The 22,204-nt window shown below is 60.7% G+C and carries 19 protein-coding genes; 12 read left to right on the top strand and 7 right to left on the bottom strand.

The window, feature by feature from the left end:
* Positions 1-220: 220 nt before the first annotated feature.
* The gene (locus EYC95_RS16000; protein WP_131061230.1) at positions 221-1,162 is read left to right on the top strand and encodes an AEC family transporter; all 942 of its coding nucleotides are present in this window, start codon (positions 221-223) and stop codon (positions 1,160-1,162) included.
* Between the two features lie 134 nt (positions 1,163-1,296).
* On the opposite strand, the gene EYC95_RS15995 is transcribed toward EYC95_RS16000, so the two are convergent.
* The 6 genes from EYC95_RS15995 to gatC all read right to left on the bottom strand — a co-directional run bounded on the left by EYC95_RS15995 (position 1,297) and on the right by gatC (position 6,657).
* Positions 1,297-1,677: a carboxymuconolactone decarboxylase family protein gene (locus tag EYC95_RS15995; RefSeq protein ID WP_095129461.1), complete on the bottom strand. Its 381-nt coding sequence runs from the start codon at positions 1,675-1,677 to the stop codon at positions 1,297-1,299.
* Positions 1,674-2,732, bottom strand: coding sequence for a calcium/sodium antiporter (locus tag EYC95_RS15990; RefSeq protein WP_131061229.1), 1,059 nt, complete (start codon positions 2,730-2,732; stop codon positions 1,674-1,676). Before EYC95_RS15990 ends, EYC95_RS15995 begins: the two co-directional genes overlap by 4 nt.
* Positions 2,733-2,782: 50 nt before the next feature.
* Positions 2,783-3,157: a septal ring lytic transglycosylase RlpA family protein gene (locus EYC95_RS15985; protein ID WP_131061228.1), complete on the bottom strand. Its 375-nt coding sequence runs from the start codon at positions 3,155-3,157 to the stop codon at positions 2,783-2,785.
* Positions 3,158-3,306: 149 nt separating this feature from the next.
* Positions 3,307-4,752 carry an Asp-tRNA(Asn)/Glu-tRNA(Gln) amidotransferase subunit GatB gene (gatB, locus tag EYC95_RS15975; protein ID WP_131061227.1) on the bottom strand — a complete coding sequence of 482 codons (1,446 nt, stop codon included), beginning with the start codon at positions 4,750-4,752 and terminating at the stop codon, positions 3,307-3,309.
* Positions 4,753-4,901: 149 nt separating this feature from the next.
* Complete coding sequence (gene gatA / locus EYC95_RS15970) at positions 4,902-6,353, bottom strand: Asp-tRNA(Asn)/Glu-tRNA(Gln) amidotransferase subunit GatA (RefSeq protein ID WP_131061226.1); 1,452 nt, start codon at positions 6,351-6,353, stop codon at positions 4,902-4,904.
* A 16-nt stretch (positions 6,354-6,369) separates the two neighbouring features.
* Positions 6,370-6,657 (bottom strand): Asp-tRNA(Asn)/Glu-tRNA(Gln) amidotransferase subunit GatC, encoded by a 288-nt coding sequence (gatC, locus tag EYC95_RS15965; RefSeq protein WP_007901429.1) that lies wholly within the window; start codon positions 6,655-6,657, stop codon positions 6,370-6,372.
* 210 nt (positions 6,658-6,867) lie between these two features.
* Here gatC and mreB point away from each other — a divergent pair, with 210 nt between their 5' ends.
* The 8 genes from mreB (at position 6,868) to tldD (ending at position 18,153) form a co-directional block, all read left to right on the top strand.
* Entirely contained in the window at positions 6,868-7,905 is a 1,038-nt protein-coding gene (gene mreB, locus EYC95_RS15960; RefSeq protein WP_002555108.1) for a rod shape-determining protein MreB, read from the top strand.
* 141 nt (positions 7,906-8,046) lie between these two features.
* Positions 8,047-9,201, top strand: coding sequence for a rod shape-determining protein MreC (mreC, locus tag EYC95_RS15955; protein ID WP_131061225.1), 1,155 nt, complete (start codon positions 8,047-8,049; stop codon positions 9,199-9,201).
* The gene (gene mreD, locus EYC95_RS15950) at positions 9,201-9,692 is read left to right on the top strand and encodes a rod shape-determining protein MreD (protein ID WP_109627971.1); all 492 of its coding nucleotides are present in this window, start codon (positions 9,201-9,203) and stop codon (positions 9,690-9,692) included. The genes mreC and mreD overlap by 1 nt, the downstream gene beginning before the upstream one ends.
* A 43-nt stretch (positions 9,693-9,735) precedes the next feature.
* Positions 9,736-10,332, top strand: a complete 597-nt coding sequence (locus tag EYC95_RS15945) for a nucleoside triphosphate pyrophosphatase (RefSeq protein WP_131061224.1) — start codon at positions 9,736-9,738, stop codon at positions 10,330-10,332.
* A 57-nt stretch (positions 10,333-10,389) separates the two neighbouring features.
* Positions 10,390-11,847 carry a ribonuclease G gene (gene rng, locus EYC95_RS15940; protein WP_131061223.1) on the top strand — a complete coding sequence of 486 codons (1,458 nt, stop codon included), beginning with the start codon at positions 10,390-10,392 and terminating at the stop codon, positions 11,845-11,847.
* 75 nt (positions 11,848-11,922) lie between these two features.
* Positions 11,923-15,726, top strand: a complete 3,804-nt coding sequence (locus EYC95_RS15935; RefSeq protein ID WP_131061222.1) for a YhdP family protein — start codon at positions 11,923-11,925, stop codon at positions 15,724-15,726.
* Positions 15,727-15,845: 119 nt separating this feature from the next.
* Positions 15,846-16,706: a carbon-nitrogen hydrolase family protein gene (locus EYC95_RS15930; protein ID WP_131061221.1), complete on the top strand. Its 861-nt coding sequence runs from the start codon at positions 15,846-15,848 to the stop codon at positions 16,704-16,706.
* A gap of 4 nt (positions 16,707-16,710) precedes the next feature.
* Positions 16,711-18,153: a metalloprotease TldD gene (tldD, locus tag EYC95_RS15925; protein ID WP_131061220.1), complete on the top strand. Its 1,443-nt coding sequence runs from the start codon at positions 16,711-16,713 to the stop codon at positions 18,151-18,153.
* 48 nt (positions 18,154-18,201) lie between these two features.
* Here the strand turns inward: tldD and yjgA are convergent, their stop codons facing one another.
* Positions 18,202-18,726 (bottom strand): ribosome biogenesis factor YjgA, encoded by a 525-nt coding sequence (gene yjgA, locus EYC95_RS15920; RefSeq protein WP_131061219.1) that lies wholly within the window; start codon positions 18,724-18,726, stop codon positions 18,202-18,204.
* A 108-nt stretch (positions 18,727-18,834) separates the two neighbouring features.
* Between yjgA and pmbA the strand changes: the two genes are divergently transcribed.
* The 3 genes from pmbA (at position 18,835) to EYC95_RS15900 (ending at position 22,194) form a co-directional block, all read left to right on the top strand.
* The gene (pmbA, locus tag EYC95_RS15915) at positions 18,835-20,181 is read left to right on the top strand and encodes a metalloprotease PmbA (protein ID WP_131061218.1); all 1,347 of its coding nucleotides are present in this window, start codon (positions 18,835-18,837) and stop codon (positions 20,179-20,181) included.
* A gap of 248 nt (positions 20,182-20,429) precedes the next feature.
* On the top strand, positions 20,430-20,837 hold the full coding sequence (locus EYC95_RS15905; RefSeq protein ID WP_131061217.1) for a FagA protein: 408 nt from the start codon (positions 20,430-20,432) through the stop codon (positions 20,835-20,837).
* Complete coding sequence (locus EYC95_RS15900; RefSeq protein WP_131061216.1) at positions 20,818-22,194, top strand: aspartate ammonia-lyase; 1,377 nt, start codon at positions 20,818-20,820, stop codon at positions 22,192-22,194. Before EYC95_RS15905 ends, EYC95_RS15900 begins: the two co-directional genes overlap by 20 nt.
* Positions 22,195-22,204: the final 10 nt, after the last annotated feature.

The raw sequence follows: 22,204 nt of genomic DNA, 5'->3' as shown, positions 1-22,204 counted from the left end.
AGATCGGATTGAGTTTGGTAACTTCTTGAAGGGCGTTTTGTAGGGACATGAAGCGGGCTCATAAAAACATAAGCCCGTTTCTATTACTGCTGGGCGGGCAAGTCAATTTCTTAACTGACTGGCATTAAGGCTTGCCCGCGAAAGCGGTCTACCAGACGGCAGAGGGGTTGGTGGCTTATCATTAGCCCCCTAACGACGCTCACCCAAGGTTACCCCCGGCATGCTGGCTATCTTCCTCGAAACCCTGAACATCACCGCGCCGGTGTTTGCCATGCTGTTTCTGGGTGTGGTGCTCAAACGCATCAACTGGATCAACGACAACTTCATCCACACCGCCTCGGCCCTGGTGTTCAACGTCACCATGCCGGCGTTGCTGTTTCTGGGCATCCTGCATGCCGACCTGCACGCCGCGCTGCAACCGGCGCTGCTGATCTATTTCTCGCTCGCCACCCTGGTGGGTTTCGCCATCGCCTGGGGCTGGGCGATCTGGAAGTGCCCGCGCGAAGACCGGGGGATCTACACCCAGGGTGCATTTCGCGGCAACAACGGCGTCATTGGCCTCGCATTGGCGGCGAGCATGTACGGCGACTACGGGATTTCCCTCGGGGCGATTCTCGCGGCGCTGGTGATCCTGTTTTACAACACGCTCTCGACCATCGTGCTGGCGGTGTACAGCCCGGTGATCAAGTCCGATCCGTGGAGCATCTGCAAAAGCGTGATGGTCAACCCGCTGATCATTAGCGTGTTTGCGGCGGCACCGTTTGCCTATTTCAAGATCGGCTTGCCGGGATGGCTGGAGACATCCGGTCAGTACCTGGCACAAACCACGTTGCCATTGGCGCTGATCTGCATCGGCGGCACATTGTCGCTGGCGGTGATGCGCAAGAGCGGCTCGATGGCGCTGAGCTCAAGCCTGGTGAAGATGATCGGCCTGCCGGTACTGGCGACGCTGGGGGCGTGGCTCTGGGGTTTTCGCGGCGCGGAGTTGGGGATTTTGTTTCTGTACTTCGGCAGCCCGACGGCGGCGGCCAGTTTTGTCATGGCCCGTCAGGCGGATGGCAATCATGAACTGGCGGCGGCGATCATCGTCATCACCACGTTGATGGCGGCGGTCACCACCAACATCGGGATTTTTTTGTTGCAGTGGGGTGGGTGGATTTAACGTCAGATTTTTTTGTGTTCTTTAAATCGCCTTCGCGGGCAAGCCTCGCTCCTACAGGTCCGTGTCGTGCGGGGGAAATATTTACGACTCGGACTTGTAGGAGCGAGGCTTGCCCGCGAAGGCGATAGACCCTCTTACTCAGGCTTCTGATAGGTGTCGATCACTTCCTGCGCCGCGCGAAACGCATCGATCGCCGCCGGCACACCGGCATACACCGCGCAATGCAGCAGCGCCTCACGAATCTCTTCCACGGTGCAGCCGTTGTTCAGCGCACCGCGCACGTGACCTTTCAGTTCCTGCGGGCACTTCAACGCGGTCAGCGCGGCGAGGGTGATCAGGCTGCGGGTTTTCAGCGGCAGACCTTCGCGATTCCACACACCGCCCCACGCGTGTTCATTGACGAAGTCCTGCAACGGCTGGGTGAACTCGGTGGCATTGCCCAGCGCGCGGTCGACGAACGCATCGCCCATCACTTGGCGGCGGACTTCAACGCCAGGCTTCTTATTGTCGGTCATGGCATTTCCCTCTTGTGGTGTTGGCGACGCCAGGCGCGCAGTGATGTGAACAGCAGATAGGCCACCAGCGCCGGCAGGACGAAAAACAGCATCAGGTGTTCAAGCTTGCCGGCCAGTGGCATGCCGGTAGTGAACGACACCACGTGCAGACCGTAAGCGAGATACAGTCCCAAAAACAGCAGACCTTCGGCGCGGGTCACCCGGTAACCGGTGTAGAACAGCGGCAGGCACAGCATCGCGACACCGAGCATCACCGGCAAGTCGAAATCCAGTGCATTGGGCGAGACCGACAGCGGCGAGGGTGCGACGAGCGCGGTCAGGCCAAGCACGCCCAAAAGGTTGAACAGGTTGCTGCCGATCACGTTGCCCACGGCAATGTCCCGTTGACCGCGCAATGCGGCGATCAATGAAGTGGCCAGTTCCGGCAGGGACGTGCTGATGGCGACGATGGTCAGGCCGATGATCCGCTCCGACAGCCCCAGATCGGTCGCGACCGCCACGGCGGCGCCCAGCAACAAGTGGCCGGCGTAGACCAGCATCGCCAGTCCGGCGACGATCATCAGCAAGCTGCTGAACCACGGCACCTGGTGTGTTTCATCATGGGAGGGCGGACGGGTCGAGTTCCGCGACTGGCGCAGCAGCAAGCCCAGATACAGCGCCAGTGCGGCCAGCAGAATCATGCCGTCCACGCGGTTCAGCTCTTCATTCCACGCCAATACAAACACCAGCAGGCTGGCGCCGATCATCAGCGGAATATCCAGGCGCACCAGTTGGCGGGAAACCCGCAATGGAATGATCAGCGCCGAGAGCCCGAGGGTGACGAGGATGTTGAAGATGCTGCTGCCGATCACGCTGCCGACGGCGATGTCGGCGTTTTGCGCCAGGGTGGCTTGCAGGCTGACCGCCATTTGCGGTGCGCTGCTGCCCAAGGCGACGATGGTCAGGCCGATGATCAGCGGCCGCACTTGCAAGCGCGCAGCCAAGCGCACGGCGCCACGGACCATCAGCTCGGCACCGGCGATCAGCAACAGCAGGCCGCCGAGCAACTCAATCACGCTGATCAGGGGTAAATCGGCAAGTCCGAAAATGGTCGGGGCTCCGTCTGTTAATCGTCGATGGCTTGCACGCGAACCCGCGCAGTACCGCTACGGAGCATACCCAATTGTTCGGCGGCCTCGTGTGAAAGATCAATCAGGCGTCCACGGGTGTGCGGCCCGCGATCGTTGATACGGACCACGCAGGACTTGTCGTTGTTCAGATTGGTGACCTTCACCCGCGTGCCGAACGGCAACTGGCGGTGGGCGGCGGTCAGGGAATTCTTGTTGAAAACCTCGCCACTGGCGGTGCGTTTACCTTGGTGTTTGGCGCCGTAATACGAGGCAACGCCGGTCTTGTCATAGCCGTGTGGATCGATGGCATCGGTGCTGGCGCAACCGGCCAGCAAAGAGAGCAGGGCGCAGGCACCCAGTAGACGCTTCATTCAAAGGTTCCCACATACGAATGTGGGAGCGGGCTTGCTCGCGAAGAGGCCATCACATTCAACTTAACTGTTGGCTGTAATACCGCCTTCGCGAGCAAGCCCGCTCCCACAGGGGTTTGAGCCAGGCTTGGGATCTGGCTCAACGCTCATCAGCCTTCGAGCTTGCTTTTCAGCAGTTCGTTGACCTGTTGCGGGTTGGCCTTGCCTTTGGAGGCTTTCATGGCCTGTCCGACGAAGAAGCCGAACATCTTGCCGCGTTTGGCTTCGTCTGCCGCGCGGTATTGCTCGACCTGCTCGGCGTTGGCCGCCAGCATGTCGTCCAGCACCGCGGAGATCGCGCCGCTGTCGGTCACTTGCTTCAGGCCGCGCTTGTCGATGATCTCGTCCGCGCTACCTTCGCCGTTGGCCATCGCTTCGAACACGACCTTGGCGATTTTGCCGGAGATGGTGTTGTCCTTGATGCGAAGCAGCATGCCGCCCAGTTGCTCGGCCGAGACCGGCGACTGGTCGATTTCCACGCCTTGCTTGTTCAGCAGGCTGCCCAATTCAACCATGACCCAGTTGGCCGCCAGCTTGGCGTCGCCGCTGATGCTCACGACTTTCTCGAAGTAATCGGCTTGCTCGCGGCTGGTGGCCAAGACGCTGGCGTCATACACCGACAGGCCGAATTGCGCCTGGAAGCGCTCGCGTTTCTGCGGTGGCAATTCCGGCAGGGTGGCGCGCACGTCGTCGAGGAACGAGTCCTCGATGACCACTGGCAGCAGGTCCGGATCGGGGAAGTAACGGTAGTCGTTGGCTTCCTCTTTGCTGCGCATCGGACGGGTTTCGTCCTTGTTCGGATCGTACAGGCGAGTCTGCTGGATCACCTTGCCGCCGTCTTCGATCAGCTCGATCTGACGGCGCACTTCGCTGTTGATCGCCTTCTCGATGAAGCGGAACGAGTTGACGTTCTTGATCTCGCAGCGGGTGCCATATTCAGCCTGGCCCTTCGGACGGATCGACACGTTGCAGTCGCAACGTAGCGAGCCTTCGGCCATGTTGCCGTCGCAGATGCCCAGGTAACGCACCAGCGCGTGGATGGTCTTGACGTAGGCCACGGCTTCCTTGGCGCTGCGCATGTCCGGCTCGGAAACGATTTCCAGCAGCGGCGTACCGGCACGGTTCAGGTCGATGCCGGTGGCACCGTTGAATTCTTCGTGCAGGCTTTTGCCGGCGTCTTCTTCCAGGTGCGCACGGGTGACGCCGACACGTTTGATCGTGCCGTCTTCCATGGCGATGTCCAGGTGGCCCTTGCCGACGATCGGCAATTCCATCTGGCTGATCTGGTAGCCCTTCGGCAGGTCCGGGTAAAAATAGTTCTTACGGGCGAACACGTTGTGCTGGCCGATTTCGGCATCGATGGCCAGGCCGAACATCACCGCCATGCGCACCGCTTCCTGGTTCAGCACCGGCAATACGCCGGGCATGCCGAGGTCAACCAGACTGGCCTGAGTGTTCGGCTCGGAACCAAACGTGGTGGAACTACCGGAAAAGATTTTCGACCGGGTGGTGAGCTGGGTGTGAATCTCCAGCCCGATCACGACTTCCCATTGCATGTGTTTCTCCTCAGAAGCCTAAACAGGGGATTTTGAAACGTCGCGAGCGAAGGTAAGGCAAGGCGAAAACTGGCGAGTAAGCGGAGTTGACTTTAGTCAATGAGCATTACGAGCCAGTTTTCAACGCTGCATTACCGAGCGCAGCAGTTTCAAAACCCCTGTGGGGTGCGGGTGTGCCAGTCAGTGTGTAACTGATACTGATGGGCAACGTTCAACAGGCGGCCTTCCTGGAAATACGGGGCGAGCAGTTGCACGCCGACCGGCAGACCATCGACAAAACCGGCTGGCATGGACAAGCCCGGCAGGCCCGCGAGGTTGGCGGTGATGGTGTAGACGTCTTCCAGGTACGCAGCAACCGGGTCGCTGTTCTTGGCGCCGAGCTTCCAGGCCGGGTTCGGCGTGGTTGGGCCGAGGATGATGTCGACCTCATTGAAGGCCGCCATGAAGTCGTTCTTGATCAAGCGACGAATCTTCTGCGCCTTCAGGTAATAAGCATCGTAGTAACCGGCCGACAGCGCGTAGGCACCGACCATGATCCGACGCTGCACTTCCGGGCCGAAACCTTCGCCACGGGAACGCTTGTACAGGTCTTCCAGATTCTTCGGATCTTCGCAGCGATGGCCGAAGCGCACGCCGTCGAAACGCGACAGATTGGACGAGGCTTCCGCCGGGGCGATCACGTAGTACGCAGGAATCGCATGCTGCATGTTCGGCAGGCTGATTTCCTTGATTACGGCGCCAAGCTTTTTCAGCTCTTCGACACTGGCCATGACCAGGTCGGCGATGCGCGGGTCCAGGCCGGCGCTGAAGTATTCCTTCGGCACGCCGATGCGCAGACCTTGCAGCGAACCGTTGAGGCCGGCGCTGTAATCAGGCACGGGCTCGTCGATGCTGGTGGAATCCTGCGGGTCGAAACCGGCCATGCCTTGCAGCAGGATCGCGCAGTCTTCGGCGGTGCGGGCCAGAGGGCCGCCCTGATCGAGGCTGGAGGCGTAGGCGATCATGCCCCAGCGCGAAACGCGACCGTACGTCGGTTTCAGGCCGGTGAGGTTGGTCAGTGCGGCGGGCTGTCGGATCGAGCCGCCCGTGTCGGTGCCGGTGGCCGCAGGCAGCAGGCGTGCGGCAACCGCAGCCGCCGAACCGCCGGACGAACCGCCCGGTACGTGTTCCAGGTTCCACGGGTTTTTCACCGGGCCGTAGTAGCTCGATTCGTTGGCCGAACCCATGGCGAATTCGTCCATGTTGGTCTTGCCCAGGGTCACGGCCCCGGCGGTGGCCAGCTTGGCAACGACAGTGGCGTCGTACGGTGCTTTAAAGTTGTCGAGCATCTTCGAACCGCAGCTGGTGCGGATGCCCTGAGTGCAGAACAAGTCTTTGTGCGCGATCGGCGCGCCGAGCAGGGCGCCGCTCTCACCCTTGGCACGGCGTGCGTCAGCGGCTTTCGCCTGCTGGAGCGCCAGGTCTTCGGTGAGGCTGATGAAGCTGTTGAGCTGAGGATCGAGCTGGGCGATACGCGCCAGCAGAGTTTTGGTCAGCTCTTCGGAAGAAAACTTTTTATCGGCGAGTCCGCGGGCGATCTCGGCCAGAGTCAATTGATGCATTGCAGGCTCTTTCCCTTTAGTCGATGACTTTCGGAACCAGGTACAGGCCGTTTTCGACCGCTGGTGCGATGGACTGATAGGCCTCGCGATGATTGGTCTCGGTCACGACGTCTGCACGCAGGCGCTGGCTGGCTTCCAGTGGGTGGGCGAGCGGCTCGATACCGTCGGTATTGACCGCCTGCATTTCGTCAACCAGCCCCAGAATGCTGTTCAGGGCCGAAGTGATGTGTGGAAGATCGGCATCATTGAGGCCAAGACAGGCCAAATGAGCGATTTTTTCCACGTCGGAGCGTTCAAGCGCCATGGGAATCTCCAGTGGAAAACAGAACGGACGGCGTCCGTGTGTTAGATTGTCGGAACACTACCGCATTTCTACGGTCATAAGGCCGCGATTGTGGGGGTTGGTGCACAGAAAAGCGGCCAATTTAACATATTGGCGCCTTGCCCAAAATCCCTGTCGTTGTTAGAGTTTGCCGCACTTTTTTACCCACGCGTTGCCTAGGGTCCCTTTCCCATGTTCAAGAAACTGCGTGGCATGTTTTCCAGCGATCTTTCCATTGACCTGGGCACTGCCAACACCCTTATTTACGTGCGCGAGCGCGGTATCGTCCTGAATGAGCCATCGGTTGTGGCTATTCGGACACACGGTAACCAGAAAAGTGTCGTTGCTGTCGGCACCGAGGCGAAGCGCATGCTCGGCCGTACGCCGGGCAACATTGCTGCCATTCGTCCGATGAAGGACGGCGTCATTGCCGACTTCAGCGTCTGCGAAAAGATGCTGCAATACTTTATCAACAAGGTTCACGAAAACAGCTTCCTGCAGCCTAGCCCGCGGGTGCTGATCTGCGTTCCGTGCAAATCCACCCAGGTTGAGCGTCGTGCCATCCGTGAATCGGCCCTTGGCGCCGGTGCTCGCGAAGTGTTCCTGATCGAAGAGCCAATGGCTGCTGCGATCGGTGCCGGCCTGCCGGTTGAAGAAGCACGCGGTTCGATGGTCGTCGATATCGGTGGCGGTACCACTGAAATCGCACTGATCTCCCTGAACGGTGTGGTTTACGCCGAATCCGTACGGGTTGGCGGCGACCGCTTCGACGAAGCGATCATCACCTACGTGCGTCGCAACTACGGCAGCCTGATCGGTGAATCCACCGCTGAGCGCATCAAGCAGGAAATCGGTACGGCCTACCCGGGCGGCGAAGTTCGTGAAGTCGACGTTCGTGGCCGTAACCTGGCCGAAGGCGTTCCACGTGCCTTCACCCTGAACTCCAATGAAGTGCTGGAAGCTCTGCAAGAGTCCCTGGCCACCATCGTTCAGGCCGTGAAAAGTGCGCTGGAGCAATCGCCTCCGGAACTGGCTTCCGATATCGCCGAACGTGGCCTGGTACTGACCGGTGGTGGCGCCTTGCTGCGTGACCTCGACAAGTTGCTGGCCCAGGAAACAGGTCTGCCGGTGATCGTTGCCGAAGATCCGCTGACCTGCGTTGCTCGCGGCGGTGGCCGTGCATTGGAAATGATGGATAAACACACCATGGACCTGCTTTCAAGCGAGTGATCTCGCAGGTTGCATCTATGCTGTGGCGCGCAGGCAGCACTTTGCAGTGCTGCCTGTTGGCGTTTATCTTCTGTCACTCTGCATCCAGGCCGGTTTGATGCCGTATGAATAAAGAAAACAATTGCCTGGGAGGAGCGGCTTATTAAACCGCTTTTCACCAAAGGGCCTTCACTGGGCGTGCGCTTGTTGGTGCTGGTCGTGCTATCGGTCGCGCTGATGGTGGTCGATGCCCGCTTCACACTGCTCAAGCCAGTGCGTAGCCAGATGTCGCTGGTGCTGATGCAGTCTTACTGGATCACCGACCTGCCGCAGCGGCTATGGCAGGGTGTGGCCAGCCAATTCGGCAGCCGTACCGAGCTTGTCGCCGAAAACGAAAAACTCAAGACCGAAAACCTGCTGTTGCAGGGCCGCATGCAAAAGCTTGCCGCCCTCACCGAGCAGAACGTTCGGCTGCGCGAGTTGCTCAATTCCTCTGCGCTGGTCAACGAGAAGGTCGAAGTGGCCGAGTTGATCGGCATGGACCCCAACCCGTTCACCCATCGCATCATCATCAACAAAGGTGAGCGCGACGGTGTGGTCCTCGGTCAGCCGGTGCTCGATGCCCGCGGCCTGATGGGCCAGGTGGTCGAGTTGATGCCGTACACCTCCCGCGTGCTGCTGTTGACTGACACCACCCACAGCATTCCGGTGCAGGTAAACCGCAACGGGCTGCGGGCGATTGCCAGTGGCACAGGCAACCCGGAACGCCTGGAATTGCGTCACGTCGCTGATACGGCTGATATCAAGGAAGGTGATCTGCTGGTCAGTTCCGGCCTCGGTCAGCGGTTCCCGGCCGGGTATCCGGTGGCGACGGTCAAGGAAGTGATCCACGATTCCGGCCAGCCGTTTGCCATTGTGCGTGCTGTGCCGACCGCCGCGTTGAACCGCAGCCGTTACTTGCTGCTGGTGTTCACTGACGGCCGCACCGCCGAAGAGCGGGCCAACGACGCTGCCCAGGCGCAAGAAGCGCTGGACCAGCACGGTGGTGGGCCGATCATTCCGGCGACCGTTCCAAAACCAGTGCCTGCCACCGTCGTGGTGCCCGCCGCAGCCGCAGCCGCAGCGCCCGCTGCAACTCCAGCGGCACCTGCACCGGCACCGGCGACTACCCCGGCCAAACCTGCACATCCCGCAGCCGCCAAGCCGCCAGCATCGCAACCTGCCGCAACCAAACCGCCAGCCGCTCAACCGGCTGCGGTGAAGCCTGCCGCCAAACCGCCTGTCTCCGCACCGGCTTCCACTGGGGGACGAGAATAATGGTCGGTGCTACCGCATCCCGAAATGGCTGGATGATCTGGCTGACGTTTGCCATTGGCCTGCTGCTCAGCGTTTCGCCGCTGCCGCAATTCATGGAAATCCTCCGTCCGCTGTGGCTGGCCTTGCTGCTGGCTTTCTGGGCGTTGTACTTGCCGCAGAAAGTCGGGATGGTCACCGCCTGGTGCCTGGGCCTGGCCGAAGACGTGCTCTACGGCACATTACTGGGCCAGAACGCGTTGATTCTGTGCCTGATCACCTTTCTGGTGCTGTCGTTGCAACAGCGCCTGCGCATGTTCCCGATGTGGCAACAGAGCCTGGTGATCCTGGTGATCTTCGGCCTCGCGCAGCTTGTTCAACTCTGGCTGAGCGCCTTGACCGGCAACCGTCAGCCAACCCTGGCGCTAGTGCTGCCGGCCTTGGTCAGCGCCTTGCTCTGGCCTTGGATCAGCTACGGTTTGCGCGGTTTGCGTCGACGCTACAAGATCAATTAATTCGGTCAGGCATCTGCCAATACCTCGACAGGGAGATGTCTAGATGAAAGTGCTTTACCTCGCCTCAGGCTCACCGCGTCGGCGTGAACTGCTCACGCAGATCGGCGTGCCGTTCTGCGCCATCAGCGCGGACATCGATGAAACCCCTTTAGCTCAAGAATCCCCGTCGGCCTATGTCGAGCGCCTCGCGCGCGGCAAGGCCGAGGCCGGGCGCGGCACGGTCGTGTCCGCCGCCGATTTTTGCGTGCTGGGCGCCGACACCGCTGTGGTACTCAACGGGAAAATTCTCGGCAAACCGGTGGACGAAGCTGGCGCGTGCGCCATGCTTATGATGTTGGCGGGGCAAGAGCATGAAGTGCTGACCGCCATTGCAGTGCTTGACGGCGAGCGTTGTGAGTCCCGGGTGGTGCGCAGTCTGGTGCGCTTTCGCAACATCGCTCGCGATGAAGCGGCGGCTTACTGGGCCAGTGGCGAACCCCGGGACAAGGCGGGTGGCTATGGCATTCAAGGACTGGGCGCGGTGTTTGTCGCCCAGCTGATTGGAAGCTACTCGGCGGTGGTCGGACTGCCGCTGTGCGAAACCGCTGAGCTGCTCGGCCATTTCGGCATACCCTGTTGGCAAACCCTTAACGCGCGCTGAGCGTCGTACTGACAAGATGCGGCCATTATCGTGAACATGCCTGAACGAGACCCTGCCATGAGTGAAGAGATCCTGATCAACATCACGCCGATGGAATCGCGCGTGGCGGTGGTCGAAAACGGTGTCCTGCAAGAGGTCCACGTCGAGCGCACGCAAAAACGCGGGATCGTCGGCAACATCTATAAAGGCAAGGTCGTGCGGGTATTGCCGGGCATGCAGGCGGCCTTCGTCGATATCGGTCTGGACCGCGCCGCGTTCATTCATGCCTCGGAAATTTCCCTGCGTGAAGGCCCTACGGTGGAGAGCATCAGCGCGCTGGTCCACGAAGGCCAGAGCCTGGTGGTCCAGGTCACCAAGGACCCGATCGGCTCCAAAGGAGCACGCCTGACCACTCAGTTGTCGATTCCTTCCCGCTATCTGGTGTACATGCCGCGTACGGCTCACGTCGGCATTTCGCTGAAGATTGAAGACGAAGCCGAACGCGAACGTCTCAAGCAAGTCGTCACCGATTGTGTGGCCAAAGAAGGCATCAAAGAGGCGGGCGGTTTCATTCTGCGTACCGCCGCCGAAGGGGCCGGTGCCGATGAAATCCTCATGGACATCCGCTACCTGCGCCGTCTCTGGGACCAGATCAACGAACAGATCAAAACCATCGGCGCACCGAGTGTGATCTATGAAGACCTCGGCCTTGCGCTGCGCACTTTGCGCGACCTGGTGAGCCCGAAGATCGAGAAGATCCGCATCGACTCCAGGGAAACCTTCCAGAAAACCACGCAGTTCGTCGCCGAACTGATGCCGGAAATCGCTGATCGTCTTGAGCATTATCCGGGCGAGCGGCCGATTTTCGACCTGTACGGCGTCGAAGACGAAATCCAGAAAGCCCTTGAGCGCAAAGTGCCGCTCAAGTCCGGCGGTTATCTGGTGGTCGATCCGGCGGAAGCCATGAGCACCATCGACGTCAACACCGGGGCGTTCGTCGGCCATCGCAACCTCGAAGAAACCATCTTCAAGACCAACCTCGAAGCCGCGACCGCCATCGCCCGCCAGCTGCGCCTGCGCAATCTGGGCGGGATCATCATTATCGACTTCATCGACATGGAAGACGAAGAGCACCAGCGCCAGGTCCTGCGCACGCTGGAAAAACAACTGGAGCGCGATCACGCCAAGACCAACATCATCGGCATCACCGAGTTGGGCCTGGTGCAGATGACGCGCAAGCGCACCCGAGAAAGCCTCGAACAAGTGCTGTGCGAGCCGTGCAGCAGCTGTCAGGGCCGCGGCAAGCTGAAGACGCCGGAAACGGTCTGCTACGAGATTTTCCGCGAAATCCTCCGCGAGGCGCGTGCCTATCAAGCGGAAGGCTATCGTGTATTGGCGAACCAGAAAGTCGTCGACCGTTTGCTTGATGAAGAGTCGGGTAATGTCGCCGAGCTTGAAGGATTTATCGGACGCACCATTCGGTTCCAGGTGGAAACCATGTATTCCCAGGAACAATACGACGTGGTGCTGCTCTGAATCGCGGTGTTTCACCCTTACTAGAACGGCTGGCCTCAGCTTTTTGCAGTATTTTCGCTATGGGAGCCAACTGACATGGAACGTCTGACACGCATTTTGGCCGCACTGACCCGCTGGGGTCTTGGCCTGTGCGCGTTGGTCTTGGTGTTGATGGCGTTGTACGTCAGCCTCGGCCGGGAGCTGACGCCTCTGGTGGCCGAATACCGTGCCGACGTCGAAACCAAAGCCAGCGCCGCCTTGGGCATGCCGCTGCTGATCGGCAAGTTGGAAGGTAACTGGAGCGGTTTCGCGCCGATTTTGCTGGCGCACGATGTGACAGTCGGCGAGGGCGCCAACGCCCTGCACCTGGATCAGGTACGAGCGGTGCCGGACCTTTGGGAAAGCCTGCTGGCTCGCGACGTTCGCATCGCTCACCTGGAGCTCAACGGCCTGAAGATCAGCCTCAAGGAAGGCGCGGACGGACATTGGGCGCTGGAAGGGTTGCCGGTGCAACAGGACCAGCCGCTGGATCCGGAGCAGCTACTCAATCGCATGCAAATGGTCCGGCAACTGTCGGTGATTGACAGCCAGGTGACCTTGCAGCCACTGGACCATCCACCGCTGACCCTGACCTACGTTGGCCTGAACCTGAAAACCGGCGTCTCCCGTCAACGCCTCGATGCCCGTTTGACCCTGCCCGACGGCCAGCCAGTGGCCATGACCCTGCGCACCCGTCTGCGCGCCAGCCAGTGGAAGGACGGCGAGGCCGAGGCCTACCTGAGCCTGCCGCAAAGCGACTGGTCGAAATGGCTGCCCGAGCGCGTGACCCGGCAGTGGAATTTCTCCGAGCTCAAGGCCGGAGGCGAACTCTGGGTGAATTGGGGCAAGGGCGTACTGCAAAGCGGCGCGATTCGCTTGAACGCGCCGCAACTCAAGGGTGCCTACGCCGAACGCAAGCCGATCCAGATCAACAATCTGGCGCTCAATGGCTATTTCCAGCGTAGCTCCGAAGGCATGCTGGTGACGCTGGACTCCTTGGCCATGAACTTTGGCGAGACCCGTTGGGAATCACACCTGCAACTCCGACAGACCGCCGCCACCGACAAGGCTGAAGAACTCTGGCACTTGCAAGCCGACCGCCTCGATCTCACACCGCTCACCCCGCTGATCAACGCTTTGGGGCCCCTGCCCGAAGGCGTTGCCACGGCGGTCGAGCGACTCAAGGTGACCGGCGGGCTGCGCAACGTGCTGATCGATCTGCGGCCCAATGCCACCGATGACAGCAAGTTCAGCTTTGCCGCCAACCTCGATCAGGTCGGCTTCGATGCCTATCACGGCGCTCCGGCAGCACGCAACGTCAGCGGCAGCATCAGCGGTGACCTCGGTCAAGGCGAATTGCGGATGGACAGCAAGGACTTCGTCCTGCACCTGGACCCGATTTTCGCCAAGCCATGGCAATACATCCAGGCCAACGCCCGGCTGACCTGGAAGCTCGACAAAGAAAGCTTCACCCTGATCGCGCCGTACCTGAAGGTGCTGGGCGAGGAGGGCAAGATTGCCGGTGACTTCCTGATCCGCCTGCATTTCGACCACACCCAGGAAGACTACATGGACCTGCGGGTCGGCCTAGTGGACGGCGACGGTCGCTACACCGCCAAGTACCTGCCGACCATGCTCAGCCCGGCGCTGGACGAATGGCTGCGCACGGCCATTCTCAAAGGCGCGGTGGACCAAGGCTTCTTCCAGTACCAGGGCTCGCTGAACCATGGCGCCGCCGACACTGCGCGCAGCATCAGCCTGTTCTTCAAGGTTCACGATGCCGAACTGGCGTTCCAGCCGGGTTGGCCGCATGTCAGCAAAGTTACCGGTGACGTGTTTGTTGAGGACAGCGGCGTGCGGGTCCTGGCGAGCAAAGGCCAGTTGCTCGATACTCAGGTTCGCGACATTTACGTCAATATTCCCCATGCGCCGGAAGGGCAGAGTGTTCACCTGTTCCTCGACGGCGGGTTCTCCGGTGGGTTAGGTGATGGCCTGAAGATTCTCCAGGAAGCGCCGATCGGCACCGCTGAAACTTTTGCCGGATGGGAAGGCGAGGGTGATTTGCAAGGCAAGCTGAAGCTGGATATTCCGCTGGTCAAAGGTGAGCAGCCGAAGATTCTTGTCGACTTCAAGACCTCCAAGGCGCGTTTGAAGCTGGCCGAGCCCTCCCTGGAGCTGACGCAACTCAAGGGTGACTTCCGCTTCGACAGCGCCAAGGGTTTGAGCGGAAAGAACATCACCGCGCGCGCCTTCGATAAACCGGTCACCGCGCAGATATTTGCCGATGGCAGCGCAGGCAACCTCAAGACCCGCGTCACTGCATCCGGTCAGGTCGAGGTCAAGAAACTCACGGATTGGTTGAGCGTCACCCAGTCACTGCCGGTGTCCGGCGTGATTCCGTATCAGCTGCAATTGAGCCTGGATGGCGCCGACAGCCAGTTGATGGTCAGTTCCAGCCTCAAAGGCGTGGCGATCGATTTGCCAGCGCCGTTCGGCATGACCGCAGATGCGGGCCGCGACACCACGTTCCGCATGACCCTACAGGGACCGGAACGACGCTACTGGGTCACCTATGGTGAGCTGGCAGACTTCACGTTTGCGGCGCCGGCCGGCAATTTTGCCGACGGTCGTGGCGAGTTGTTCCTGGGCGGCGGCAGTGCCGTGCTGCCCGGTGCCAAAGGGCTGCGAGTGCGCGGCGTGCTGTCGGAACTGGATGTCGGCCCGTGGAAGGATCTGTTGGACAAGTACGCCGGCCAGGATCCGGGTGGCAGTGCCAAGCAGTTGCTCAGCAGTGCGGACTTCAAGGTCGGCAAGCTCAGCGGTATCGGCACGACGCTCGATCAGGCATCGGTGCAGTTGAACCGCAAAGCCGCGGCGTGGGCCTTGCAACTCGACAGTCAGCAGGTCAAGGGCAGCGCGAGCATCCCTGATGCGAAAGGCGCGCCGATTGCGATCAATCTGCAATCCGTGCGGTTGCCGGCACCGGACCCTACGGTCCTGGCCGACGAGAACTCACCGGATCCGCTGGCTTCAGTCGATCCGACCAAGATTCCGGCGCTGGATATCACCATCAATCAGCTGTTCCAGGGGCAGGATCTCGTAGGCGCCTGGTACCTGAAAATCCGTCCGACCGCCAAGGGTATTGCGCTCAATACACTGGACCTGGGCCTCAAGGGCATTCTGTTGCAGGGCACTGGCGGCTGGGAAGGCATGCCCGGCAGCTCCAGCAGTTGGTACAAAGGGCGGATCAGCGGCAAGAACCTCGCTGACGTGCTGAAGGGCTGGGGCTTTGCGCCAAGCGTCACCAGTGAAGAGTTTCATATGGATGTCGACGGTCGCTGGCCGGGTTCACCCGCGTGGCTGGCCACCAAACGTTTCTCCGGTACGCTCGATGCCTCTTTGAATAAAGGCCAGTTCGTTGAAGTCGAGGGCAGCGCTCAGGCCCTGCGGGTATTCGGCCTGCTCAACTTCAATTCCATCGGTCGCCGTCTGCGCCTGGACTTCTCCGACCTGTTCGGCAAAGGCTTGAGTTATGACCGGGTCAAAGGTCTGCTGGCCGCGACCAACGGGGTTTATGTGACGAAAGAGCCGATCCTGCTGACTGGCCCGTCGAGCAACATTGAACTCAACGGTACCCTGAATCTGGTGGCCGATCAGGTTGACGCGAAACTGCTGGTGACGTTGCCGGTGACCAACAACCTGCCGATTGCCGCGCTGATTGTCGGCGCCCCGGCCATCGGCGGCGCGCTGTTCCTGATCGACAAGCTGATCGGTGACCGCGTGGCACGCTTCGCCAGCGTCAAATACACCGTCAAAGGCCCTTGGAAAGAGCCGAAAATCACCTTCGACAAGCCTTTTTGACCACGCCGATGGAGTAGCATGGTCCTGGGGTCTGATGCTTCGCCCCTGATTCCTGTAGGAGCGATCGCCGCACCGCTCGCTCCTACAGGGATGTGTTGATTCCCGATAAGGAAAAGGCCATGTCTTTTGCGGTGATTCAAATGGTCAGCCAGAGCGATGTGCTGGCCAACCTGGCCCAGGCCCGTCGTCTGCTTGAGCAGGCCGCGGCCGGTGGTGCGCAACTCGCCGTCCTGCCGGAAAACTTCGCCGCCATGGGCCGTCGCGACATTGCCGACATCGGCCGCGCCGAGGCGTCGGGCGAAGGCCCGATCCTGCCATGGTTGAAACAGACCGCCCGCGACCTTAAGTTATGGATAGTGGCCGGCACGTTGCCGTTGCCGCCAGTGGATCAGCCGACGGCCAAAGTGCATGCCTGTTCGCTGCTGGTGAATGACCACGGCGAAACCGTTGCGCGATATGACAAGCTGCACCTCTTCGACGTCGATGTGGCGGACAATCGCGGGCGTTATCGCGAATCCGATGACTATGCTTATGGCAGTGGGGTGGTGGTGGCGGACACGCCCGTCGGTCGAGTCGGGCTGACCGTGTGTTACGACCTGCGCTTCCCGGAGCTGTACAGCGAATTGCGCGCTGCCGGTGCGCAGTTGATTACCGCGCCGTCGGCCTTTACCGCGGTGACCGGCGCGGCGCATTGGGATGTATTGATTCGCGCGCGGGCCATCGAAACTCAATGTTATGTGCTCGCGGCCGCTCAGGGTGGAAACCATCCGGGGCCGCGAGAAACCTGGGGTCATGCGGCAATCATCGACCCGTGGGGGCGTGTGTTGGCGCAACAGGACCAAGGCGAGGCCGTGCTGCTGGCCGAACGCGATAGCAGCGAACAGGCGTCCATCAGGGCGCGGATGCCGGTGTCCAGTCACCGGCGCTTTTTCTCGCAGGGCGCACAGCGACCTGCCCGGAACGACGAATTTAAGGCGTAAAAATATGAGCGAGTTGTTGTCCTCTGTCAGTGAACACCTCCTGGCGCCCGGTGGCGTAACGATCGAGAGCCTGCAAGGTGTGCTCGGCGATCTGGCCGGTCCGGGCATCGATGCCGCGGATCTGTATTTCCAGGGGCAGATTTCCGAGTCCTGGGCGCTGGAAGACGGGATCGTCAAGGAAGGCAGCTTCAACCTCGACCAAGGTGTGGGTGTGCGTGCGCAATCGGGTGAAAAAACCGGTTTCGCCTACAGCAATGCCATCACCCTCGAAGCCCTTGGCGCAGCGGCTCGTGCGGCCCGTTCGATCTCCCGCGCCGGGCAGAACGGCACGGTGCAGGCCTTCACCACTGCGGATGTCGCCCAGTTGTACGGGCCGGACAACCCGCTGGAAGTGATGAGCCGCGCCGAAAAAGTCGAGCTGCTCAAGCGCATCGACGTCGCGACTCGCGCCCTCGACCCGCGTATCCAGCAAGTCACCGTCAGCATGGCCGGGGTCTGGGAACGCATTCTTGTCGCTTCGACCGACGGCAGCCTGGCCGCCGATGTGAGACCGCTGGTGCGCTTCAACGTCAGCGTGATCGTCGAGCAAAACGGTCGCCGCGAGCGCGGTGGTCATGGCGGCGGCGGGCGTACCGATTACCGGTACTTCCTCAGCGATGACCGCGCCATGGGCTACGCCCGTGAAGCGCTGCGCCAGGCGCTGGTCAACCTTGAAGCCATTCCCGCGCCGGCCGGTACGTTACCGGTGGTGTTGGGTTCGGGCTGGTCCGGCGTGCTGTTGCACGAAGCGGTCGGCCACGGTCTGGAAGGCGATTTCAACCGCAAGGGCAGTTCGGCCTACAGCGGACGCATGGGCGAGATGGTTGCCTCCAAGCTTTGCACCATCGTCGATGACGGCACGCTGGCCGGTCGTCGCGGTTCCCTGAGCGTCGACGACGAAGGCACCCCGACCGAGTGCACCACGCTGATCGAAAACGGCGTACTCAAGGGTTACATGCAGGACAAGCTCAACGCACGCCTGATGGGTGTCGCCCGCACCGGCAACGGTCGTCGCGAATCCTACGCGCACCTGCCGATGCCGCGGATGACCAACACCTACATGCTGGCGGGCGAAAGCGACCCGGCGGAAATCATCGCCTCGGTCAAGCGCGGTATCTACTGCGCCAACCTCGGCGGCGGGCAGGTGGACATCACCAGCGGCAAATTCGTGTTCTCCACCAGCGAGGCGTACCTGATCGAAGACGGCAAAATCACCGCCCCGGTCAAAGGCGCGACGTTGATCGGCAACGGCCCGGAAGCCATGAGCAAGGTGTCGATGGTCGGTAACGACCTGGCGCTGGACAGCGGCGTAGGGACGTGTGGCAAGGATGGGCAGTCGGTGCCGGTGGGTGTCGGCCAGCCAACGCTGAAAATTGATGCGATCACTGTGGGTGGCACAGGATCATAAAGGATGGAGCTTCGGGTGAATCGCTTGGCGATTCACCCGATTCGGGACTTAACGCAGACCGCGTTGAGTCTCGTCCAGCTCACGGATGTACTTGAAGATTTTACGGTTCGATGCCGGTGGCTTGTTGGTCGCCAGTTCGTGCTGGGCCTGACGGATCAGGGAGCGCAACTGCTGACGATCAGCCTCCGGGTAGTCGAGCACGAACTTCTCCAGGACTGCATCGTCGCCCGCGATCAAGCGATCGCGCCAGCGTTCCAGGCCATGGAAACGTTCGTTGTACTGCCGGGTGGAGGCATCGAGTTGGTCGAGCAAAGTCAGAATGGCGTCAGTGTCCTGATCGCGCATCAGTTTGCCGATGAACATGAGGTGCCGTTTACGCGCGATATTCGCGGTGTGCTTGGGCGCATCGGCCAGTGCCCGGCGCATAGCGTCGGTCAACGGCAGTTTTGCCAGCAAGTCAGGCTTGAGCGTTGTAAGGCGCTCGCCGAGGTCAACCAGAGCATGAAGCTCGCGTTTGACCTGGGATTTGCTTTTTTCTCCCGTATCGAGGGAGTCGTCGTAAGAATCAACCATGGTGGCCGTCCGCAAAGAAACGCCGCCATGATAACCAGTCGGGGGCCGCTTGTCCGGCCCGGTCGCTCGAAGGCCCCAGCCGAAAGCAGAATTTAAGTGGAGAACAGCATGAGTGCAGTTGAAAGCGTCGGCCCACAAGCGTTGCCGGCACTGCAAGAACAAGTCGAGCAGATCATCGCTGAAGCCAAGCGCCAGGGTGCCAGTGCCTGTGAAGTCGCCGTGTCCCTTGAGCAGGGCCTGTCCACTTCGGTGCGTCAGCGTGAAGTCGAAACCGTCGAATTCAACCGCGACCAGGGCTTTGGCATCACCTTGTACGTCGGTCAGCGCAAAGGCTCGGCCAGCACCTCGGCCAGTGGTCCTGAGGCGATTCGTGAAACCGTCGCTGCTGCGTTGGCCATCGCCAAGCACACCTCCGAAGACGAAGCTTCCGGCCTGGCAGATGCCGCGTTGATGGCCAGGGATCTGCAGGATTTCGACCTGTTCCATCAATGGGACATCACCCCGGAGCAAGCCATCGAGCAGGCCCTTGCCTGTGAAGCAGCGGCATTTGCTGCCGACAGCCGGATCAAGAATGCCGACGGCACCACCCTCAGCACCCATCAAGGCTGCCGTGTTTACGGCAACAGTCACGGCTTTATCGGTGGCTATGCGTCGACCCGTCACAGCCTGAGCTGCGTGATGATCGCCGAGGCCGACGGCCAGATGCAGCGCGATTACTGGTACGACGTGAACCGTCAGGGCAACTTGCTGGCCGACCCGGTGAGCATTGGCCAGCGTGCTGCGCAACGGGCCGCGAGCCGACTGGGTGCGCGTCCGGTGCCGACCTGCGAAGTGCCGGTGCTGTTTTCCGCGGAACTGGCCGGTGGCTTGTTCGGCAGTTTCCTCTCAGCGATTTCCGGCGGCAGCCTGTATCGCAAATCGTCGTTCCTTGAAGGCACGCTGGGTCAGAAACTGTTCCCGGAATGGCTGACCATCGATGAGCGTCCGCACTTGATGCGCGCCATGGGCAGTTCGGCGTTCGATGGCGATGGCCTGGCGACTTACGCCAAACCGTTCGTCGAAAAAGGCGAGTTGGTGTCCTACATCCTCGGCACCTATTCCGGCCGCAAACTCGGCATGCCGAGCACCGCGAACGCGGGTGGCGTGCACAACCTGTTCGTCACCCATGGTGATGAAGATCAGGCCGCCTTGCTGCGCCGCATGGGTCGCGGCTTGCTGGTCACCGAACTTATGGGCCAAGGGCTGAACATGGTCACCGGCGATTACTCCCGTGGCGCGGCGGGTTTCTGGGTCGAGAACGGTGAAATCCAGTTCGCGGTCCAGGAAGTGACCATCGCCGGCAACATGCGCGACATGTTCAAGCAGATCGTTGCAGTGGGTAATGATTTGGAGTTGCGCAGCAACATTCGTACAGGTTCGGTGTTGATTGAGCGGATGACAGTCGCGGGCAGCTAAACCCTTAGCGCTACACAAAAAGGCGCGCCACCCATTGGGTGGCGCGCCTTTTTTATGCGCCTTGCACCGGCCCCCTGTGGGAGCGGGCTTGCTCGCGAAGGCGGTGTATCAGTCAACGAAGAGGTTGAATGTGATGACCCCTTCGCGAGCAAGCCCGCTCCCACACTAAATCTCGCTAATGCTCTCGGGGTTGTGTTGGTTCTCATTATCATCTAATAATAAATCTCATTACCGAATGGGCCCGGATCATGAGTTCTGCCTTGCACGAGATGCCTTACCTCAAAAGCTGGCGCTGGATGAGTCGCCAGATCCGTTGCGCGATGGACCCCGATGAACCGCGCCTGATCGAACATTACCTGGCTGAAGGCCGGTATCTGGCGTGCTGCACGGCCACCTCTGCCTGGACCATCGCCGAAACATCTTTCCGTTTGTTGCTCGACACGGCCGCCGATGTCGCGCTGCCCTGGCATTGGCGGACTTACTGCCTGGACCAGGCCTGGCGTCCTTTGCGCGATCTGGAACGCCTCTCTCTGTGCAAATGCCGCCTCAAGCGCTGGCAAAGCTACACCTGGCAACTGGCGACCTGCGAGTTGCAACCCTCGATTCCTCTCATAGAACTGGTGCAAGGATTTTCTGATGAACAAGACTCGTATTGAGCGCGACAGCATGGGCGAGCTTCAGGTCCCGGTGGATGCGCTCTATGGCGCGCAGACCCAGCGCGCAGTGGATAACTTCCCGATCAGCGGCAAGCCGATGCCGGTGCAGTTCATCCGCGCGTTGATTCTGGCCAAGGCTGCCGCCGCCCAAGCCAACGTCGAGCTCAAGCAAATCAGCGAGTCGCAGGGCAAGGCCATCGTCGATGCGTCATTGGGTCTGCTTCAGGGCGACTTCATGCAGCATTTTCCTGTGGACATCTTCCAGACCGGATCCGGCACCAGTTCCAACATGAACGCCAATGAAGTGATTGCCACCCTGGCCAGCCGTCTGCTCGGCGAGCCGGTGAACCCGAACGACCACGTGAATTGCGGCCAAAGCAGCAACGACATCATCCCGACCACCATCCATGTCAGCGCCGCACTGGCGTTGCACGAGCAACTGCTGCCGGCGCTGGTGCGTCTGGTGCAGGTGATCGAGCACAAGGCTGAAGAGGTTCATCACCACGTCAAAACCGGTCGCACGCACTTGATGGACGCCATGCCCGTGCGCATGAGCCAGGTGCTCAATGGCTGGGCGCAACAGCTCAAGGCCAACATCGGCCATTTGCAGGACTTGCTGCCGAGCCTGCAATCCCTGGCTCAGGGCGGCACGGCGGTGGGCACCGGGGTCAATGCGCATCCGCAATTCGCTGCGCGTTTCAGCCAACAGTTGAGCGAGCTGACCCACGTTCAATTCACGCCGGGCAAGGATCTGTTTGCGCTGATCGGCTCCCAGGACACCGCAGTTGCGGTCTCCGGACAGCTTAAAGCGACAGCGGTTTCGTTGATGAAAATCGCCAACGATCTGCGCTGGATGAACTCCGGCCCGCTGGCCGGCCTCGGCGAAATCGAACTCGAAGCCTTGCAGCCGGGTTCTTCGATCATGCCCGGCAAGGTCAACCCGGTCATCCCGGAAGCCACCGCCATGGTCGCCGCCCAGGTGATCGGCAATGACACCGTCATCACCATCGCCGGTCAGTCGGGCAATTTCGAATTGAACGTGATGCTGCCGATCATCGCGCAGAACCTGCTGAGCAGCATCGAACTGCTGGCCAACGCCAGTCATCTGTTGGGTGAAAAGGCCATCGCCAGCTTCAAGGTCAATGAGGCGCGAATTAAAGAGGCGCTGTCGCGCAATCCGATTCTGGTGACCGCACTCAACCCGATCATTGGTTACCAAAAAGCCGCTGAAATCGCCAAGAAGGCCTATCAGCAGGGCCGACCGGTGATTGATGTCGCCCTGGAACACACGGACCTGACGCGCAGCCAACTGGAAGAATTACTCAACCCAGAGAAGCTCACCGCAGGTGGCGTGTAATCACCGCTAC

This window comes from Pseudomonas sp. BGI-2 (assembly GCF_004310295.1).
Classification (GTDB): domain Bacteria; phylum Pseudomonadota; class Gammaproteobacteria; order Pseudomonadales; family Pseudomonadaceae; genus Aquipseudomonas.
This window is presented reverse-complemented; position numbering and strand designations above follow the sequence as displayed.

What these genes read in the sequence shown, in the direction of transcription:
- EYC95_RS16000 (WP_131061230.1), top strand. Translation starts at nt 221, where the DNA reads ATGCTGGCTATCTTCCTCGAAACCCTGAACATCACCGCGCCGGTGTTT.
- EYC95_RS15995 (WP_095129461.1), bottom strand. Translation starts at nt 1,677, where the DNA reads ATGACCGACAATAAGAAGCCTGGCGTTGAAGTCCGCCGCCAAGTGATG.
- EYC95_RS15985 (WP_131061228.1), bottom strand. Translation starts at nt 3,157, where the DNA reads ATGAAGCGTCTACTGGGTGCCTGCGCCCTGCTCTCTTTGCTGGCCGGT.
- gatB (WP_131061227.1), bottom strand. Translation starts at nt 4,752, where the DNA reads ATGCAATGGGAAGTCGTGATCGGGCTGGAGATTCACACCCAGCTCACC.
- gatA (WP_131061226.1), bottom strand. Translation starts at nt 6,353, where the DNA reads ATGCATCAATTGACTCTGGCCGAGATCGCCCGCGGACTCGCCGATAAA.
- gatC (WP_007901429.1), bottom strand. Translation starts at nt 6,657, where the DNA reads ATGGCGCTTGAACGCTCCGACGTGGAAAAAATCGCTCATTTGGCCTGT.
- mreB (WP_002555108.1), top strand. Translation starts at nt 6,868, where the DNA reads ATGTTCAAGAAACTGCGTGGCATGTTTTCCAGCGATCTTTCCATTGAC.
- mreD (WP_109627971.1), top strand. Translation starts at nt 9,201, where the DNA reads ATGGTCGGTGCTACCGCATCCCGAAATGGCTGGATGATCTGGCTGACG.
- EYC95_RS15945 (WP_131061224.1), top strand. Translation starts at nt 9,736, where the DNA reads ATGAAAGTGCTTTACCTCGCCTCAGGCTCACCGCGTCGGCGTGAACTG.
- rng (WP_131061223.1), top strand. Translation starts at nt 10,390, where the DNA reads ATGAGTGAAGAGATCCTGATCAACATCACGCCGATGGAATCGCGCGTG.
- EYC95_RS15935 (WP_131061222.1), top strand. Translation starts at nt 11,923, where the DNA reads ATGGAACGTCTGACACGCATTTTGGCCGCACTGACCCGCTGGGGTCTT.
- EYC95_RS15930 (WP_131061221.1), top strand. Translation starts at nt 15,846, where the DNA reads ATGTCTTTTGCGGTGATTCAAATGGTCAGCCAGAGCGATGTGCTGGCC.
- tldD (WP_131061220.1), top strand. Translation starts at nt 16,711, where the DNA reads ATGAGCGAGTTGTTGTCCTCTGTCAGTGAACACCTCCTGGCGCCCGGT.
- yjgA (WP_131061219.1), bottom strand. Translation starts at nt 18,726, where the DNA reads ATGGTTGATTCTTACGACGACTCCCTCGATACGGGAGAAAAAAGCAAA.
- pmbA (WP_131061218.1), top strand. Translation starts at nt 18,835, where the DNA reads ATGAGTGCAGTTGAAAGCGTCGGCCCACAAGCGTTGCCGGCACTGCAA.
- EYC95_RS15905 (WP_131061217.1), top strand. Translation starts at nt 20,430, where the DNA reads ATGAGTTCTGCCTTGCACGAGATGCCTTACCTCAAAAGCTGGCGCTGG.
- EYC95_RS15900 (WP_131061216.1), top strand. Translation starts at nt 20,818, where the DNA reads ATGAACAAGACTCGTATTGAGCGCGACAGCATGGGCGAGCTTCAGGTC.